This window comes from Bacillus weihaiensis, from assembly GCF_001889165.1.
GTDB lineage: Bacteria > Bacillota > Bacilli > Bacillales > Bacillaceae > Metabacillus > Metabacillus weihaiensis.
On sequence record NZ_CP016020.1, the window covers coordinates 4,137,086 to 4,155,000 of the forward strand.

The 17,915-nt window shown below is 36.3% G+C and carries 18 protein-coding genes; 1 reads left to right on the plus strand and 17 read right to left on the minus strand.

The genetic code is table 11. The features are described from left to right. Positions 1 to 21 precede the first annotated feature (21 nt). From yabG to metG, 6 genes are all read right to left on the minus strand, one after another. Complete coding sequence (yabG, locus tag A9C19_RS20060) at positions 22 to 903, minus strand: sporulation peptidase YabG (RefSeq protein ID WP_072581526.1); 882 nt, start codon at positions 901 to 903, stop codon at positions 22 to 24. A 613-nt stretch (positions 904 to 1,516) separates the two neighbouring features. Further along, complete coding sequence (gene rsmA, locus A9C19_RS20065; protein ID WP_072581527.1) at positions 1,517 to 2,386, minus strand: 16S rRNA (adenine(1518)-N(6)/adenine(1519)-N(6))-dimethyltransferase RsmA; 870 nt, start codon at positions 2,384 to 2,386, stop codon at positions 1,517 to 1,519. Beyond that, positions 2,383 to 2,955: a ribonuclease M5 gene (gene rnmV, locus A9C19_RS20070; RefSeq protein WP_072581528.1), complete on the minus strand. Its 573-nt coding sequence runs from the start codon at positions 2,953 to 2,955 to the stop codon at positions 2,383 to 2,385. The genes rsmA and rnmV overlap by 4 nt, the downstream gene beginning before the upstream one ends. Positions 2,956 to 3,218: 263 nt before the next feature. Continuing rightward, positions 3,219 to 4,418, minus strand: a complete 1,200-nt coding sequence (locus tag A9C19_RS20075; protein ID WP_072581529.1) for a resuscitation-promoting factor — start codon at positions 4,416 to 4,418, stop codon at positions 3,219 to 3,221. A 242-nt stretch (positions 4,419 to 4,660) separates the two neighbouring features. Beyond that, positions 4,661 to 5,431 carry a TatD family hydrolase gene (locus A9C19_RS20080; RefSeq protein ID WP_072581530.1) on the minus strand — a complete coding sequence of 257 codons (771 nt, stop codon included), beginning with the start codon at positions 5,429 to 5,431 and terminating at the stop codon, positions 4,661 to 4,663. Between the two features lie 231 nt (positions 5,432 to 5,662). Beyond that, a complete protein-coding gene (metG, locus tag A9C19_RS20085; RefSeq protein ID WP_072581531.1) occupies positions 5,663 to 7,654 on the minus strand; it encodes a methionine--tRNA ligase in 1,992 nt (663 codons plus the stop codon). An 887-nt stretch (positions 7,655 to 8,541) separates the two neighbouring features. Between metG and A9C19_RS20090 the strand changes: the two genes are divergently transcribed. Beyond that, a complete protein-coding gene (locus A9C19_RS20090) occupies positions 8,542 to 8,823 on the plus strand; it encodes a transition state genes transcriptional regulator AbrB (protein ID WP_072581532.1) in 282 nt (93 codons plus the stop codon). Positions 8,824 to 8,905: 82 nt separating this feature from the next. Here A9C19_RS20090 and rsmI read toward each other — a convergent pair whose 3' ends face one another. The 11 genes from rsmI to A9C19_RS20145 form a co-directional block, all read right to left on the minus strand. Then, positions 8,906 to 9,784, minus strand: a complete 879-nt coding sequence (gene rsmI, locus A9C19_RS20095; RefSeq protein ID WP_072581533.1) for a 16S rRNA (cytidine(1402)-2'-O)-methyltransferase — start codon at positions 9,782 to 9,784, stop codon at positions 8,906 to 8,908. Continuing rightward, positions 9,778 to 10,074, minus strand: coding sequence for a GIY-YIG nuclease family protein (locus A9C19_RS20100; RefSeq protein WP_072581534.1), 297 nt, complete (start codon positions 10,072 to 10,074; stop codon positions 9,778 to 9,780). The genes rsmI and A9C19_RS20100 overlap by 7 nt, the downstream gene beginning before the upstream one ends. After that, entirely contained in the window at positions 10,052 to 10,804 is a 753-nt protein-coding gene (locus tag A9C19_RS20105) for a tRNA1(Val) (adenine(37)-N6)-methyltransferase (RefSeq protein WP_072581535.1), read from the minus strand. Before A9C19_RS20105 ends, A9C19_RS20100 begins: the two co-directional genes overlap by 23 nt. 374 nt (positions 10,805 to 11,178) lie before the next feature. Next, positions 11,179 to 11,553, minus strand: a complete 375-nt coding sequence (yabA, locus tag A9C19_RS20110) for a DNA replication initiation control protein YabA (protein WP_072581536.1) — start codon at positions 11,551 to 11,553, stop codon at positions 11,179 to 11,181. A 13-nt stretch (positions 11,554 to 11,566) separates the two neighbouring features. Next, complete coding sequence (locus A9C19_RS20115) at positions 11,567 to 12,394, minus strand: PSP1 domain-containing protein (protein ID WP_072581537.1); 828 nt, start codon at positions 12,392 to 12,394, stop codon at positions 11,567 to 11,569. Positions 12,395 to 12,396: 2 nt separating this feature from the next. Next, positions 12,397 to 13,389: a DNA polymerase III subunit delta' gene (holB, locus tag A9C19_RS20120; protein WP_072581538.1), complete on the minus strand. Its 993-nt coding sequence runs from the start codon at positions 13,387 to 13,389 to the stop codon at positions 12,397 to 12,399. 12 nt (positions 13,390 to 13,401) lie between these two features. After that, on the minus strand, positions 13,402 to 13,842 hold the full coding sequence (locus A9C19_RS20125; protein ID WP_072581539.1) for a YaaR family protein: 441 nt from the start codon (positions 13,840 to 13,842) through the stop codon (positions 13,402 to 13,404). Positions 13,843 to 14,045: 203 nt separating this feature from the next. Then, the gene (locus tag A9C19_RS20130; RefSeq protein ID WP_072581540.1) at positions 14,046 to 14,375 is read right to left on the minus strand and encodes a cyclic-di-AMP receptor; all 330 of its coding nucleotides are present in this window, start codon (positions 14,373 to 14,375) and stop codon (positions 14,046 to 14,048) included. A gap of 79 nt (positions 14,376 to 14,454) precedes the next feature. After that, on the minus strand, positions 14,455 to 15,084 hold the full coding sequence (gene tmk / locus A9C19_RS20135; RefSeq protein WP_199445800.1) for a dTMP kinase: 630 nt from the start codon (positions 15,082 to 15,084) through the stop codon (positions 14,455 to 14,457). 10 nt (positions 15,085 to 15,094) lie between these two features. After that, positions 15,095 to 16,519 carry an aminotransferase class I/II-fold pyridoxal phosphate-dependent enzyme gene (locus tag A9C19_RS20140; protein WP_072581542.1) on the minus strand — a complete coding sequence of 475 codons (1,425 nt, stop codon included), beginning with the start codon at positions 16,517 to 16,519 and terminating at the stop codon, positions 15,095 to 15,097. A 312-nt stretch (positions 16,520 to 16,831) separates the two neighbouring features. Next, positions 16,832 to 17,041: a sigma factor G inhibitor Gin gene (locus tag A9C19_RS20145; RefSeq protein ID WP_072581543.1), complete on the minus strand. Its 210-nt coding sequence runs from the start codon at positions 17,039 to 17,041 to the stop codon at positions 16,832 to 16,834. Positions 17,042 to 17,915: the final 874 nt, after the last annotated feature.

Here is a 17,915-nt window from a genome sequence, read left to right on the forward strand (position 1 = left end):
TTCTGTCCCAGCCTCCATTATTTATTGTGAAGGAGTTTTACGGTAAGGCATTCCTGTTCTAAGGACTCCTTTTGTTTCTACACCACCGAGCCCCTTCTCTCTCGTAAGTGTATTTCTTAAAACGTCCCATACATTAATCCGTTCAACGAATGGGGTAAAGCTAATTTTTGCCACGATATACACAGGATCAAGAGCATGTATGTTGACTCTTGAAGGAGAACTTGCGAAATTAGCACCGGCTCGTATTAGTGATTCAAAATGCGATTGGCAAGCCCCTGCAAATATCACAAGCTGATCTAAATGGGGTACCTTAGCACGAGCATTTCGCACCGTTTGGACGAAATGCTTTGAATGGCGATACGCATTTAGATCCTCCACATTCCCCTTATGCTTTGAGTAGGCATCATGTCCTGTTACAACTAGAATATCCGGTCGATATTTCCCAAGGAGGTCTCCTATCTTCTCCGGCATCTCCTTCTCACTCAAATGAACACCATTTACAGGCACACCGATTTTCTCATACAAGCTAAGGCATTTCTGTAAGTAGAGCGGATCCCCATCCACGTGTAGCACTCGACCAGGAAGATGGAAAAACTCTTCATTATGAGTATAACTTGACGTCGCGGTATATTCTTGCTTCTCCCTTAATAGCTGGTAATCCTGTCTAAAGAGAAAATAGGATTGATCAATGATCACTTGTTCTTTTTGCTTACGACTATTTCTCTCTATTTCATCAACAACCACTAAATCATCACAAAAAGCATCTGCAATTAGCCGCACTTCATCTCCATATAATACCGCTACTTTTTCCCCTGTAGCAGTTGACTTAACATCAATCACCCTGAACAATAAATCCAATTGGTAAGATTTTCTTCCTACTACATCTCCAACCTTCACTTGCATACCTATCACTCCATTGAATGATTCACTTTAAATGAGACCTACCTGACAATATTCATCATATAAAAGGCTTTTTTCGTAAACTTCATTGCTATTCACTAAAGATTAGCAGTAAAGAAAGGTGGGAATTTCGTCCGTTTCTTCCTAAGACGGAGGGTTAGCCTCCTTAGCTTATCCGCTTGAAGGTGAGGCTATCGCCTTATGACGAAGGTCAACTTAAATGAGCCTTATATTTAACATAGATGTGAAGCATTCCAATTCCTTTCATTTTACGAAGATCACTTAGAAAAAGGACCCTTTTCTAGCCTATGTGCTGTACACAAAAAGGTGAATATAAAGCAAGTCATAGAATGTGAAGGAAGTCACTCATCGTCTATTCGAGTCTCCATTGTTACAAAGGACTAGATAAAGAAATAAATTAGCCCCTTTTCACTTCATTTTGACCGACCAAAATACGATCGCAAACTTCCGAACAGATTATTATGACTAGTGTCGCTCTAACGCTCCTCGCTTTTTTTAGCCTGTCGATGGCAAACCTTTACCCTATATTTTAGAGCTAAAAAAAGCTCAGCTTATCCCCCATGAACAATGAATAGATAAGCTGAGCTACTGGTGACTATTTAGTTAGAGTATTACTTAATAAGGCAAACTCTTCAATTGAAAGAGTTTCCCCTCTACGCTTCCCGTCAATTTTTATCTCTGCAAGTGTTTCTTCAATAAAGGCTTTTCTTTCCTTTCCATTAGGAAGGAAATGTACTAAATTGTTTAATAAGGTTTTTCTACGCTGTGCAAAACTAGCTCGTACAATTTGGAAGAAGAAGTCCTCATTATCTACTTCTACCTGTGGTTTTTCACGAACTAATAAACGAATAATGGCCGAATCAACATTTGGTTGAGGAACAAAAACCGTTTTCGGAACAGTCATTACTGTTTTCGCTTCTGTATAATATTGAACAGCAATGGATAATGAGCCATAATCCTTTGATGAAGGACTAGCAGCAATACGGTCTGCTACCTCTTTTTGTAGCATTACAACAATACCTTTAAGAGGAATTTTTTCTTCTAAAAGCTTCATGATAATCGGTGTTGTTACATAATAAGGTAGATTTGCAACGACCATAATTTCTTTACAATCGTGAAAATTCTCTTCAATCGCCGTTTTTAAATCCGCTTCAAGAACATCTTGATGTATAACTTTCACATTTGGATAAGGACTTAACGTTTCATTTAGGATTGGTAATAACCTTTGGTCGATTTCAAAGGCAACAACCTTTTTTGCTCTTCTAGCTAACTGCTCTGTTAGTGCTCCAATACCTGGTCCTATCTCAATAACTCCTGTCTCTTCTGTTACCTCTGCGTGATCTACTATCCTTGTAAGCACATTAGGCTCTATTAGAAAGTTCTGCCCAAGACTTTTCTTAAACGAAAACCCATACTTTTCTAAGATTGCTTTTGTACGTATTGGTGTTGCAATATCCTTCATCATTCTATGTTGCCTCCTGTTTCAATCTCGTTTATAGCTTGTAGAAAAGCTTCCCTACTAATTTGGAACATTTGCAAACGTTTCTGCAGCTGTTTCCCATTCGTGTAACCAATCTTTAATAAAAGACCTAGCCTTTCTCTTCGTTCCTTCGACTGACTACCGCCTATTAAACCAGCATAGATTAAATCTTCAAATGTAATATCACTTTTATATTCTTCCATTTCTTCTTGAACGGATTGAAGTGCTTGACGAATATCATCAGGAGAAGCGTGTTCTACCCCGATCCCTCTTCCCCTTTTGGGCCTCGCTGCTTCTTTCGATAAAAAAGCATGCTTACACCCTGGAATCTTTTCAGCTATCGTCTTCCTTATTTTCTCACCAGGAAAATCTGGATCTGTAAATAAAATAACTCCTCTTGTTTGTTGAGCTAGCTTTATTTGTTCAAGAACAACCTCACCAATTGATGAACCGTTCGTTTCAATTGTATCAGCAGACACTGCTCGCTTAATAGCTGTTGTGTCATCCTTTCCTTCTACAACAATAATTTCTTTGATTTTCATTTTTTCCTCCAAATACTGAAACTTTTCAATGAAACTCTCCGTCTATACTAATAACTAAGGAAGAAACATCATTTAATCGTAATATCTAATAGTATATACTTTGTTAATTCTTTAAAAAAGCTTCTGCACTAATTCTTTAGATTATGAATGGCTCTAAGTGATTTAGACACCCGCTCACTCTTAAGATAAATAAGGTCTAGTGAAACACTCACATCGTAAACACCTTTTGTATAGTATAAAAAAACAGAGGATATAAGCACCCTCTGTTTCACAATCTATTTTAATATTTTAATCTTTACTTTTTTCGAACCCCATCGATAGGCAGCTGATTTTGAAGAGAAAAAGACATCAATCTTATTCCCCTTGATTGCAGAACCCGTATCTGCTGCAACTGCATATCCATAGCCCTCGACATGCACCTTAGTTCCTAGCGGTATGACACTAGGATCTACTGCAATGACTTTCGCATTTGGATTAGCCCTTAAGTTTAAACCTGTAGCTGTATTACCTGAACATCCATTACAATTGGCTGTATAGGCAGTAGAGCTTACATAAAACTCATTCGAAACTGAATCATTCCCGCGAGAGACTGTCGTCGTATTGGTACTAGCTTGCTGAACAACCTTTGTACCTAAAGCAACAACACGATCCTTGCTTTCTGCAACGGTTTCCGTCTTCACGAGTTTTCTAGAAACTTCTTTACCGTTTTCTAGTACAACTTCATAATGCTTTTTCTGTTTTCCTTCTTTACCTGATTCAATTACTTCCTGCTTGCCTTTTTCAATGTTCTTGTCTTCCTTTTCAATCACATCAAAAGCAATCGGCTCTTCCACTACATCGGTGACTTTTTCTATTCGGGTTACCGTAACCTTGCTTTTTCCATCTAATGCGTCAGTTAAAGCTGGTTCAACTTTATCAAGTTCATTCACTTTAATATTTTGTTCTTTCAAAAAGTCAGCGACAGTAGTCGAAGTAGTCCATACATTTTGTTTTTCTTCGCCAACATTTAGAGCAACTTCAAATGCTTTATCAATGGTTAAAGATACCTCTTTTTGAATAGTTGTATCTAATGCTGGATTTATCTTATCGTGCTCTGTAACCTCTAAATCTTCTTGTTCAATTAATTCCTTTACTGTATCTGCTGTTGTCCAGATTGTCCTTCGTTCTCCACCTACCGCAACCTTAATTGGTATTGCAGCTTCATAGACAATAGTCATATCGTCTTGAATCTTCTCATCTTTTGAAGGTGATAATTCATCTTCTTCCCTAACAGTTACATCTCTTTCTGTTAATAAGTCATTTACTGTATCTGCATGAGTGCGAATTTTTTCTTCTTTACCATCAATTGTTAAGGAAACAGTATCCTTCGTTGCTTCATAAGCACCATAGGCTGTTCCTGAACCTATTACTAGTAAACTAGTAGCGGAAAGGACAATTTTGTTCTTTTTAACCTTTTCGGAAAACAGCTTTTTCATATTTTTAATAAAAATGAAAAACGCCTCCTTCTTCCTCGTGGATTATATAGAGTATCTTTCATCTTGTCAACCCTCTTGACGTTGTCTCATTTTTCCAACGTACTCACTATTATGCTTAATTACATGTCAAAAGGGAAGCAAGAGTTCTCGACAAAGATATCCTATGAAAAAGAAGAGACATGTAGAACTTTTTGATTTTCCTCATTAACTGGACAAGCTCTTCCATAACTCGACAACGTTCGTTATCGAGTTATGCCGAAAACCTTATTTGCATTGTCGGATGTTTTTTCCGCAATTTCCTCAAAACTCATTCCTCTTAGCTCTGCAATCTGTTCAGCCACATATTTCACGTAGCTAGGTTCGTTCCGTTTCCCCCTATATGGATGAGGTGTTAGGTATGGACAATCTGTTTCAATTAATAGCCTGTCTAATGGTATTTCCTTCGCTACCTCTTTAGGTTTTTTAGCATTTTTAAATGTTACTGGACCTCCGAAGGATAGATAGAAGTTCATATCCATGCATTGCTTAGCAACTTCAATACTGCCAGTAAAGCAATGCATAATCCCACCGACCTCACTTGCCCCTTCATCTTTAAGAATTGCGACAACATCCTCGGTTGCATCTCGATTATGAATGATTATTGGGAGCTTTACCTCTTTAGCTAATTGTATTTGCTTACGAAAAACCTCTTTTTGAATTTCTTTTGGTGATTTATCCCAATAATAGTCTAAGCCCATCTCTCCTATCGCTACTACCTTTGGATGTGAAGCAAGTTCTTTTATCCAATTCAAATCCTCATCCGTCATATCAATCGCATCAACAGGATGCCATCCAACAGCTGCATAAATCATGTCATACTCTTCAGTAAGCTCCATTGCTCGCGTAATCGTTTCACGATCAAATCCTACCACAACAATTCTGGTTACCTTTTCAGCAATAGCACGATTTATTACTTCTTGTAAATCCTCGTTGTATTGAATTGCATTTAAATGTGCATGAGTATCAAAAAGCATCTTTTCATCTCTTCCCTTCAATTGTATTCGACAATAGAAAAAGGTGTTCTACAAAATGTTACACGTGGAACACCTAATTTTCTCCTTTTTCTGATAGTAAACACCGTCTAGTAACCAAAAGTAATACTTCTGTACATAGGAAAGTAAAATACATTCTTAGTATTCATTTAAAAAATGAGAGTGCCTCACTAGTCAAAAAACAGACTACTAAAAGCACTCCTTATGAACATATTATTTCACTTTTGAACCATTAGGTAAGCTAGGATCTACTGTTGCCACAGATAAGACATCATCATTGGAGCCTGCCAAAATCATTCCTTGTGATAATTCTCCACGTAATTTAACTGGCTTCAAATTCACGATACAAATAACCTTCTTACCAATAAGATCCTCTGGCTTATAATGCTTAGCAATACCTGAAACAACCTGCCTCTTTTCATAGCCTAAATCTAATTGAAGCTTTAATAAGCGATCAGCTTTTTTAACAGGCTCTGCATGAATAACTTCGGCAACCCTTAAATCAACTTTCATAAAATCATCAAGTGTAATTTCTTCAGTGATTTCAGGGGCTTGTTGCTCCTGTTTCTTTTCTTCTTTTTGCGTAGGTTCAGAACCTTTCATTTGCTCTTTAATATATTCAACCTCTTCTTTTACTTCTAAACGTGGGAAGATTGGTGCTTGTTTATTTACCTTTGAAGCTGTAATCTTACCAAACGAAATGATACTATCCCAGTTTTTTAGATTTTCATCTTCTACACCAAGCTGTTCAAAAATTTTCACTGGTGTTTGAGTTAAGAATGGCTTTAACAGCACACCTGTAATTCTCAATGATTCTGCTAAATGAACCATAACTGAAGCTAGTTGATCTCGCTTTTCTTCGTCCTTTGCCAGTACCCACGGCTGTGTTTCATCAATATATTTATTTGTTCGACTAATGAATTGCCATAACGAAGCTAATGCTATCGAGAACTCCATATTTTCCATCGCTTCCTCATATTTTGCAATGGTATCTTTAGCAAATAATTCAAGAGTTTCATCCAATTCTGTTTGCTGCCCCTGATAACTTGGCACTGCACCATCAAAATACTTATCAATCATTGCAACCGTTCTATTTAACAAATTACCTAAATCATTAGCTAAATCATAGTTAACACGATCAATAAAGCCTTCTGGAGTAAATACACCATCTGAACCAAAAGGAACCTCTCTAAGAAGATAATAACGAAGGGCATCTAAACCATACTTATCAATTAATGTAACAGGATCCACAACGTTTCCTTTTGACTTAGACATTTTTCCATCCTTCATTAATAACCAACCGTGTGCAAAAACCTTCTTCGGAAGTGGTAAATCTAATGCCATTAACATGATTGGCCAATAGATTGTGTGGAAACGGACAATCTCCTTTCCTACAATATGTACATTTGCTGGCCAATACTTTTTATATTTCTCATCCTCATTTGTTCCATATCCAAGCGCTGTAATATAATTTGATAATGCATCAATCCATACATAGATCACGTGCTTTGGATCTCCAGGAACCTTCACACCCCAGTCAAAGGTTGTTCTTGATACAGCCAAATCTTCAAGTCCCGGCTTTATAAAGTTGTTAATCATTTCATTTTTACGAGATTCAGGTTGAATGAATTCAGGGTTCTCCTCATAAAACGCAAGCAATCGATCTGCGTATTTTCCCATTTTAAAGAAATATGATTCTTCTTTAACTAGTTCAACTGGATGACCACTATCTGGGCTTTTACCACCAACAATTTTACCATCCTCTTTAATCGGATCAACAAGCTGAAGTTCTGTGTAGTATGTTTCATCAGGCACAGAATACCAGCCTTCATATTCATCTAAATAAATATCACCTTGTTCAACAAGCTGGGAGAAGATTTTCTCTACTACTTCTTTGTGGCGAGTCTCTGTGGTACGGATAAAATCGTCATATGATATATCCATTTTGCTCCAAAGCTCTTTAATTCCATCAACAATTCCATCAACATATTGTTGTGGTGTAACATTTGTTTCTTCCGCTTTACGTTGAATTTTCTGACCATGCTCATCAGTACCAGTTAAGTACATCACATCATAGCCCCTCATGCGTTTATAGCGAGCCATTGCATCTCCTGCAACAGTAGTATAAGCATGTCCAATATGCAGTTTTCCACTTGGGTAATAGATTGGTGTAGTAATATAAAATGTTTTTTGATTAGTTTCCATTATGAACCTCCAACAGACTAATGTACTCTTTATTTTTAGTAAATGATCTATGTAATACTATACTATGGCTCTTTCTTAAGGCGTTTTCACAAACTTTATTGCTATCGAATTAGTTAATTATTCTAAGTAACTTCACTTGTAAGCAAAAGAAGAAAAGAGCTACTCTCTTAATTTAGAGAGAAAAACCTTATCCACGTCAGAAAATTTCAATTCGGATTTTTCTAAAAGGATTTATACGAAAATCGCCAACATACAGATTATTTGGCTTTCTCTTACAAGAATATCACTTTTTTAACTGAGGAACAAAAGCTTAGAACGTCTAGAATAAAGCGTGTATGAACTTGGCTAGATATGACCATTTATGATGTAAGTCATCCTTCTATCCTGTTCGATTAAAAAACGCTCTCGCCTAGAGGACGAGAGCGAGCATTTAGTAGCCATATAAATTTTAAAAAAACCAGAAAAAAGTGGATAAATACCCTTGTTCTTACTATATCATCTTAGCCTTCAATATCAAGAATATATACATAAGTTTTTTAATTTCTCTAATTCGACATTCATTCGACAAATATATTAGCGGATTTTGTCGAATAATCTTTTGTGAGTGTCGAATTCATCATTCTTTATTTTAGAAAAGAAGTATATAATTTACATATATAAAGTTCCACATTAAGGTTTCATTTCCTAATTTTGTGGGTATGTAGTAGGAAAAACCCCATGATAGTACGGTTTTTTAATCTTCACTAATTTTTTACATGGAAATTGATTAAAAATGATTGACGTAAAATGGAAACACTGATTTGCTTAAAAAGCAAATCAGTTTTTGTCGAATATTGACGAAGTTATCCAAAATATAGATATGTTAAAATCGAGAGGAGATATTTATTATGAAATCTACAGGTATTGTACGTAAAGTTGATGAATTAGGACGCGTGGTTATTCCAATCGAATTACGCCGCACATTAGGTATTGCTGAAAAGGACGCTTTAGAAATTTATGTTGATGATGACAAAATCATCTTAAAGAAATACAAGCCTAACATGACTTGCCAAGTAACTGGTGAAGTATCTGATGACAACCTTGCTTTAGCAAACGGTAAGTTAGTATTAAGCCGCGAAGGCGCTGAGCAAATTCTTGCTGAAATTAAAAACCAATTAGTAGAAAAATAAGAAATAAAAAAAAGGGATCAACTTGATCCCTTTTTTACTTTGAATACAAAGTAAAGATAATGACAACATTGCATGAGAACATTTAATTTATATGATAAGCTTGATACACGTCTCGCTTTGGGATATTTCTTTCCTTTGCAACTTGTTTTACGGCTTCCTTAGAGGAGACCCCTTTCTCAATATAATGATTCACATGCTCATTTAAATTGAAGGAACCCCACCACTTTTCTTCATCTTCCACACCGTTTTCATGGCTTCCTTCAAGAATAAGACAAAATTCTCCTCTTATTTCATTTTGTTCTGACCACTCTAACGCTTCAGAGACCGATCCACGAATGAATTCCTCAAATTTCTTTGTTAATTCTCTAGATAAACAAATTTCCCGATTACCCACTACTTCAAGAATAGCCTTTAATGTTTCCTTAAGTCTATGTGGTGATTCATACAAGATAATCGTTTCATTTCTTTTGGATAATGCTTCTAACTGCTCTTTTTTATCCTTCTTTTGACGATCAAGAAATCCGAAAAAATAAAAAGGTTGAGGTGTAATTCCAGAAGCGATTAATGCTGTTAGGGCTGCGTTTGCTCCAGGTAATGGAATTACATGGCCCCCAACTTTAAGCACTTGCTTTACTAATTCACTACCTGGATCAGAAATGGTTGGCATACCAGCATCACTAATTAAGGCAATTTTTTTCTTTTGCTGAATATATTCCACAACTCGATTCCCGCTAGAACCTTTGTTATGCTCGTGATAGCTAAAAATAGGGGTATCAATCTCAAAATGATTACATAATTTCTTTGATTGTCTTGTATCTTCTGCTGCAATCATATCTACTTCCTTTAATATATTGATTGCACGGAACGTCATATCCTCCAAATTACCAATTGGAGTTGGTACTAAATATAAACAGCCTATCTCTTCACTAGATCCTATAAAACTTTTTTGTTGTGTTAACACATGCCTTCACCTCTCTTAATATATTGTTCTTTTTTAGCTCTAGAAAATCGTTTAAACTCAATTTCTTTACGCAATGCATCACCTTTAGTAGGAAGCTTTTCAACATACACAAGTGATACAGGTGTTCTACCACGCGTATACTTTGCTCCTTTTCCTTCATTATGCTTTTGAATTCTGCTATGTACATTCACCGTATAGCCTGCATAATAACTCCCATCGCTACATTCCACTACATAAAAGAAGTGACCATTTTCATTTAACTGTATCTTATCCACTGTCCCTGTCTCCATACAAAATCGTTCTAATCTCCGGGCTATATTCATTTTCTTCATTATAGACATAAATAGGTGACAGCATTTTCAAATCAGCTTTTCCTCCCTTAATTCCTTCTATTAAAAGAGTATTCGCTTCCTTCCCTAGTTTAGGATGAACAAATTGCACCCGCTTTGGTTCAATTCCATACTTCCTCATTAATGTGACTATATCAACGAATCGACCTGGTCGATGAACGAGCGATACTTTCCCTCCATGTTTCACTAATTCACTACAAGCTAAAATCACCTCTTCTAATGAACATAGGATCTCATGTCTCGCTATCGCAAAATGCTCATTTACATTCTGTTTATCCTTTACTGGTGTTGTAAAATAAGGTGGATTGCACGTTACCACATCAAATTTGTCATTTCCAAATCTTTTGGGCATATCCTTCAAATCCCCATGTATAAGCTCAATTTGTTCTTCTAAATGATTATATTGCACACTTCTTTTAGCCATATCATATAGTCTTTCCTGAATCTCAACACCTGTAATCTTCACATGTGTCCTTGTGCTCAGGATCAAAGGTACGATTCCATTACCGGTACATAAATCTATAACCTTCCCTTTTCTGATAGGCATATAAGCAAATCTTGAAAGTAGAACAGCATCAAGTGAAAAAGAAAAGACCGTTGGGCTCTGAATAATCCTTAAGTCTTCAGCCAATAAGTAGTCTAATCGTTCATCACCGTATAATTGGACCATCTCTCATTACTCCTTCAAGTTGTTTAACCGTTTTTATCTATGTTGATTCCCATTTATCCATGGGAGTCTATATGAGTTGATCAGACTCTTTTCTTACCTTTTGTTGCTATATAATATGTATCTCACATCAAGATTTCCGATAAGAAACCAAAGCGCAAGGCGTCCCCCTAACTGCGAGAAGATACTATTCCTATAATAAAGTATCTCTAAGTGAGAAAGCTGGCTCTTGAGCTTTTATCAAAGAGCTTAAAATCTACAGCTATTTTTTATGTAGTGGTACTCTTTCCATCTTCATCTAAAAAAAACTGACACATGAAAAATGTATAATCCCTCAAATTATTCAGAAGAGGGATTAACAGCATGAGTCAGTCTTCTTATTTCTTATTTAAGAAAGATAAGCAAAATAAGCAATCTCCATCCTTACGAATACTTCCGTAATGCAAGTTGCAAATATGGAAACCTTCTTGATACAGTCTAGCTAAGTTGTCATACCCTTCACCTATGTCAACCTGCTTTTGAATATTTTGCTTTTTTTCTTTCGTTTTTGTTTTCTTTGTTTTTGACGATTGATTTTTACTTGTAATCGTTGAATCAAGTCGTCGGCGTAAGTTATCATTTTCGATCTGTAAATGATGATTCTCTTCAATAAGCTCTCCTAGATGTTGCTTTAACTCACCCAACTGAGTATACAAAGATCCTATTTGTTCTTCCATGCTACTGACCGATTCAAATATTTCTTTTTTATCCACTTGTTCCACCTCATTAATCTGTGGATTGCATTGGAACTACGTCTTCTTTCTGCAATTCATCCCAAGTGTACTCTACCACGCGTTCTTGTTCAACTAGATTTATTTGAATAACTTGTTCTAAGATATTTAAGCCAACTACCTTACCTAAGCCATTAGGTGTAGCAATCATTTCCCCTAAATCAGGTAGCTTTTCCTTCGCAGATTCATACTCGTCATTTTCATATTTCAAACAACACATAAGTCTACCACATAAGCCTGAAATTTTAGTAGGGTTTAGTGAAAGATTTTGATCCTTTGCCATTTTAATTGAAACTGGCTCAAAATCACCTAGAAAAGTTGAACAGCAGAGCATACGTCCACAAGGACCTATCCCACCTAACATCTTAGCTTCATCACGAACTCCAATTTGTCGAAGCTCTATTCGTGTTTTGAAAATAGCTGCCAAATCTTTTACTAGCTCTCTAAAATCTACACGCCCGTCTGCCGTAAAATAGAAAATAACTTTGTTACGATCAAAGGTATATTCAACATCTACTAGCTTCATATCTAGTCCATGCTCTGTCACTTTCTTTTGACAAACAAGATACGCTTCTGTTGCAGCATCTTGATTCTCCTTAACCATAAGTCGATCTTTTTCATCAGCAATTCGTATTACTTTTTTCAAAGGAAGAACAACGTCGTTTTCCTCTACTTTTTTATTGTTTAACACGACTTTCCCGAATTCAATTCCGCGGATTGTTTCGACGATGACAAACTCATCGTCATCTATTTGAAAACCATTAGGGTCGAAATAATATATTTTGCCCGCTTTCTTAAAGCGAACGCCTACAACATCATACAATGCTATCCCTCCTGCAATGTTAACACCAATTGCTCCATCAATAATTGTGGATTCACATTGGCATGAAGCCTTCTTTTTGCTTCTAAAATAGAAGTCATTTTATCTGTGACACTTCGTTGAGTCATTTGAAGGGCATGCTGTTTTAGTTGCTGCATCATGTCAGAGTAAATTACTTGCTGTTCATTTCCTAGCTGAATTGTAAGAAGATCCTTATAAAGATATAAGAGCAAGTCTAACCCTGTTTCCTGCTTTTCTTTATCTTGAAAGTGGCTCATCCACTCTGAGTGTATATAAATCGGTGCCTGTCCCTTTCGATTGATTAGCACTTCATATAATTTTATCACTTTCATTCTAGCTTGTGCAAACCAATCATCTCTTGCTAGTCCAAATGCAGCTTCTGTATCATTTGTTACCTGAGCTACAAGGGACGCAATATGCTTAGAAATATCTTGATTCATCACTGCTGCTTCAATTGCTTTAGGCTGTAACGGTTGAAAAGATACTAATTGACAGCGTGATAAAATCGTATTCAGCATTCTATGATACTGTTCTGTTATGAGGATTGCAATGGTGTTCGAGTGTGGCTCTTCTAAGAATTTTAACAAACTGTTTGCTGCGTTTGTCGTCATCTTATCTGCATGAACAAGGATGTAGAGCTTCTTATTTGATTCTACACCTGTTTTTGCGAATTCTTCTTGTAAGGATTGAATTTGAGATTTCTTTATGGAAAGCCCATCAGGCTCAACTACATGTACATCTGGATGATTACCTGAATCGATCCGTTTACAGTTCCGGCACTCTCCACATGGAGAAACTTGTTGAAGATTATCACAAAAGAAGCTTTTTGCCAGAAGAAAGCCTACATCTTTTTTACCTGTACCTTTTTTTCCCTCAAATAAATAAGCGTGGGCTAACCTCTTTTTCTCTATACTATTCGTTAGTAGTTTCGTAATCCGAGGTTGATAAACACGAACATCTTCCCAACTCTTTATCATTTCTATCACTCTTTACGTATATAAGTTAATGAGTAAGCCCTTTACCTCACCGATTTTAGAAAGAATATCAATTGTTGAGCTTTCCTTATGAACAATTTCATCCGTTAATTCTATCAATGATTTGTCAACCTGCTCGATAATTTTTAGGGACCTGCTATTCCCGTTATAGTCCCAACTTCGAGATTGCTTCATATCCATCCCATATTCGACTGCTTCATGGATGAACTTTTTTACAAGAAGTTTGTATTTTGATAGTTCACTAAAATTTCTTGACTTAGAAAGTCGACGTCCTGCATCTTCTATATCAATAAGTAGCTTATTTAATTGATCCATTTGTAACTTATCGCCTTGCTTCGTTAATATACCTTGAAATCCCTTAGACGTTGGTTGCGCAACCTTCTGATCGATACCACGCTTCTCTAAAGTTGAGCGTATATCTTGTCCTACCTTCATGACGCTACCCCCATGATTTAATTGAGCTCTTTTCTTAAGCATACTTTTTTAGCCATATAGTCATCATCACACGTTTCACCTAGGAAGCAAGAAAGAAAAGAACTCATCTCCCTAGATAGAGAGAAAAACCTTGACCCAGGGGAAAAATCCGACACTTGGAATTTTTCAATACAGGCAACATTTTATGCGAAAACCGTCTTTTATTAAAATTGATGAAACTGTTCTACCGGCAAGACAAACACTGTTGCCCCACCAACTTCAACTTCAACCGGATAAGGAATAAAAGAGTCTGCATTCCCACCCATAGGTGAGACAGGTGCAACTAATTGATCTCTTGACTTACAATTATCTTTTATAATTTGTAATGCTTTATCAACTCTTATATCTTCTGTACCTATCATAAAGGTTGTATTCCCAGATTTTAAAAATCCACCAGAACTAGACAGCTTCGTCACACGAAAATTATGATCTGTAAGTGCATTCAATAATTTATTACTATCCTGATCCTGTACAACAACAATCACTAATTTCATAATATAGCCTCCTTATATTGTAACATGTTCATGTCACTGTATCATTGCAACTTTTATGGTAATTTAATGGTATGAATAATTAGTTCGAAAGATACTTCTTTAAAATTCCTTTTACATCATTAACCACTTCATCAATTGCCCGATCTGCTTGAACAACTGCTATTCGATTTGAAAAACGTTGTAGAACAATTTCATACCCTTCTTGTACCCTTTTATGGAACGTTAAATCCTCTAAATCAAGACGATTCTTTTCTCTTTCATCGCTTGCTGCAATTCTCTTTAATCCTATTTCAGGATCTATTTCAAAGTAAATTGTTAGATCAGGCATCATCTCATCAATGGCAAATTGGTTAATTGATAAAACCTCATCTATCCCTAACCCTCTTGCATATCCTTGATAAGCTAAAGAGCTATCAATGAATCGATCGCAAAATACATGTTTCCCTTCTCGTATAGAGGGCATCACCTTCTCCACTAAATGCTGCCTTCTCGCAGCTGCATACAAGAGTGCTTCCGTTCTTGAGTCCATCTCTGTATGTTCCTTATCTAGTATTACACTCCTAATTTTCTCAGAAATGATAATACCCCCAGGCTCCCTCGTAAACATCGGTGCCATGTTTAGCATTTCTTTATCTCTCATTAGATGCTCTAACACAGTTGTTTTGCCAGCACCCTCAGGTCCTTCAAATGTAATAAATTTACCTTTCAACACTACTCACCTATTTCTCCAAAATTGTTATCTTACCTTTTTTCAATTGATTGTCACCTTGAATATTTACTCCCAACCTAATCATATCCTTAAGTTGTTCAATTGCTTCTCCAGTTATTTTCTCACCTTTTACAAGAAACGGTATGCCCGGTGGATAAGGCACGATGAAATCGTAAGAAAAAGCGCCTATAGCTTCATCTAAAGGTACGACCCTCTTCTTGCAGGTTTGAAAAAATGTATAGGCATGCTCTAACTGATGTATTTTTTTCTCATCTTCTGATTTTACATAATGTAGCTTCTGAATAAATTTATTAGCATTTTGATGAGCTCCTGTTTTTAAATGAGCTAATCCTTCATTCTCTTTATGAAGGGGAAGAACTAACAAAACATTAATAGGATCAGCAAGCTCAACAAATACATTTCGTTCCTCCAACCAAGATTGGAGCTCATAGCCTGACCTACCATCAGTCGCTCTTAATGTCAGCTTAAGAGGATCTCTCCGGACAAATTCATCATTGGAGTATATTAGCTCTATACCTTCTATTTCTTCAATCTCCTTTATTGTTGCTTCAACAGCTTCTAAAATTTGACCACTACTATTATGAACAACAATTTCCTCTAAATAACCTCTTGCTAAATCAAGAGAAGCCATAATAGGATATGATGGACTACTACTTTGCAAGATAGATAAATAGTATTCAACCTTACTTTGGTCGATTATTTCACTATTAAAATGTAAAAATGATCCCATTGTCATAGCAGGCAGTGTTTTATGTGCAGAATGTACAATGATATCAGCACCTATATGAACTGCTGACACAGGAAACTGTTCCCCAGCAATGAAATGTGCACCATGTGCTTCATCTATAAGCACAGGTATTCTTGCTTGATGAGCTTGCTCAATAACAGTTGATAAATCAACCGATAAACCATAATAATTAGGATTCGTTATAATTAACGCTTTTGCATTTGGATAGTCCTCTATCGCCTGTTTAATCGTTTCAAACTCTACATAGCTAGGAACCATTAACTCCTGATCTATTTTCGGATGTAAAAAAACCGGGTGCGCCCCTGCTAATTGAAGTGCATGCATAATTGACTTGTGCGAGTTTCGTTGAACAAGAACAACATCATCGTTCCCACAACAGGCCAAGACCATAGCTAGATTTCCAACTGTCGAACCATTAACCAAGAAGTATGAGCTCCTCACCCCATATAGCTCGGCAGTCAACTGTTGGGCTTGCTCAATAACACCGGATGGATCATGTAGATCATCTAAACCAGTTAACTCGGTTACATCTACTGACAACATCTCCTTATAAAGAGGAATTGCAACCTCACTCAATACCGTTCCATTTTTATGCCCAGGAACATGAAAAGATATAGTATCTCGTCTCTTAAATTCCATTAGAGCTGTAAAAAGAGGTGTTTCCATTAAAACCTCCACGTCCTTTAATCAATCAGCCCAAAAATAAACAACTACATGACTGGGCTTACTTATATCACAATTATAGCAAGACTATTGATAAACAGTATACACATAGCTTGATATATTTCATCCATTCAATAAATAGAAATATATACAGGTTGGAATTTGTTAACAGGGCCATTATCTGAAGCTGTATACTGAAAGAGTTCCTAAAATAAAAAGAGCCAACTTGCAAGTCAGCTCTTTAAGACAATATTCATTCTATATTCAAAATGTTTTCAAACTCTGAACTTAATCTATTCAGGCATTTCTCTAAAACTAAGAATAGAGTGGCGGATTCTTCACCCTTCTTAATTTGTTTAAATAAAACTGATACTTCTCATCTGCTGTATCCGTATTTTTTATATCATTTTCACATTCCACACATATAAAACTCGTATATAAATGAATCCCTGTTGCCTTCTTTTTATCACAAATAATACAAGTTTCCCCAGTTAGTTGATCTAAACCCTTACGATTTGAATACATTCACTCCACCTCCATACAATTAAGTTTTACCAGTTTTCTAGGTTTGTATACTCTCATTTTGGTATGGATATTAGTACCGTATGAACATAAAAAATGATTGTGTATGTCTTAGTTAAAAAAATTTGAAGAGTTGAGGAATAAAAGTGAAGATTCAGCTTTTATTTATGGATTATTTTCGAAATTGGCTCGTGTATTTTCGATTTCTTGTCAGATAAAAGAATTGCCACTAAATTGTCTCACTCTTTTTCCGTAAATGATTCTAGAACTTGACTAGATTTGCAGCTATAGTCCGCTTTACTATTGAAACTACACCTATTTAGATGGTCTATTTTCGGTATTTTATGTTTTATTTTAGATATTTCACCTTTTATTTTCGGGTTTGACTTTTATTTTCGAAATTTTAGTGTTTATTTTCGAATTTGATCATTTTATTTTCGAATCTGATCATTTTATTTTCGAATTGCCTCTTTATCAATTTTGCGACAACTTTAAATGCAAGTATCTCTCTACTACCATCGGTATACCGGCTCGCGATAAGCGGCGAATCTCTTCGTCAGCTTGTTCGTTCAGATCCTCATGTGCCAAGCCCGCACATTCCGGTCTTCTCTCTCTGCGCTTCCTCGACCTTCTTGCTTCTCCCAAGCCTAAGGACTTGTAGGACTTTTTTGTCTTCCTTTCTATAACTCAACCTTCGAACACTGTTTTTATGTACCTTCCGGTACAACTACTACCAAAACCACACAAAAAAGACCAGTATCTCTACTGATCTTTCTCTCATCTTACCTGGCAACGTCCTACTCTCACGGGAAACCCCCAACTACCATCGGTATACCGGCTCGCGATAAGCGGCGAATCTCTTCGTCAGCTTGTTCGT

Excerpts from the sequence above, each read along its gene's own strand:
- A9C19_RS20075 (WP_072581529.1), bottom strand. The coding sequence starts at position 4,418 with ATGAAAAAGCTGTTTTCCGAAAAGGTTAAAAAGAACAAAATTGTCCTT.
- holB (WP_072581538.1), bottom strand. The coding sequence starts at position 13,389 with ATGATAAAGAGTTGGGAAGATGTTCGTGTTTATCAACCTCGGATTACG.
- A9C19_RS20080 (WP_072581530.1), bottom strand. The coding sequence starts at position 5,431 with ATGCTTTTTGATACTCATGCACATTTAAATGCAATTCAATACAACGAG.
- A9C19_RS20130 (WP_072581540.1), bottom strand. The coding sequence starts at position 14,375 with ATGAAATTAGTGATTGTTGTTGTACAGGATCAGGATAGTAATAAATTA.
- A9C19_RS20090 (WP_072581532.1), top strand. The coding sequence starts at position 8,542 with ATGAAATCTACAGGTATTGTACGTAAAGTTGATGAATTAGGACGCGTG.
- A9C19_RS20105 (WP_072581535.1), bottom strand. The coding sequence starts at position 10,804 with ATGGTCCAATTATACGGTGATGAACGATTAGACTACTTATTGGCTGAA.
- yabG (WP_072581526.1), bottom strand. The coding sequence starts at position 903 with ATGCAAGTGAAGGTTGGAGATGTAGTAGGAAGAAAATCTTACCAATTG.
- A9C19_RS20145 (WP_072581543.1), bottom strand. The coding sequence starts at position 17,041 with ATGTATTCAAATCGTAAGGGTTTAGATCAACTAACTGGGGAAACTTGT.
- A9C19_RS20140 (WP_072581542.1), bottom strand. The coding sequence starts at position 16,519 with ATGGAAACACCTCTTTTTACAGCTCTAATGGAATTTAAGAGACGAGAT.
- A9C19_RS20100 (WP_072581534.1), bottom strand. The coding sequence starts at position 10,074 with ATGGAGACAGGGACAGTGGATAAGATACAGTTAAATGAAAATGGTCAC.
- A9C19_RS20125 (WP_072581539.1), bottom strand. The coding sequence starts at position 13,842 with ATGAAGGTAGGACAAGATATACGCTCAACTTTAGAGAAGCGTGGTATC.
- metG (WP_072581531.1), bottom strand. The coding sequence starts at position 7,654 with ATGGAAACTAATCAAAAAACATTTTATATTACTACACCAATCTATTAC.
- rsmA (WP_072581527.1), bottom strand. The coding sequence starts at position 2,386 with ATGATGAAGGATATTGCAACACCAATACGTACAAAAGCAATCTTAGAA.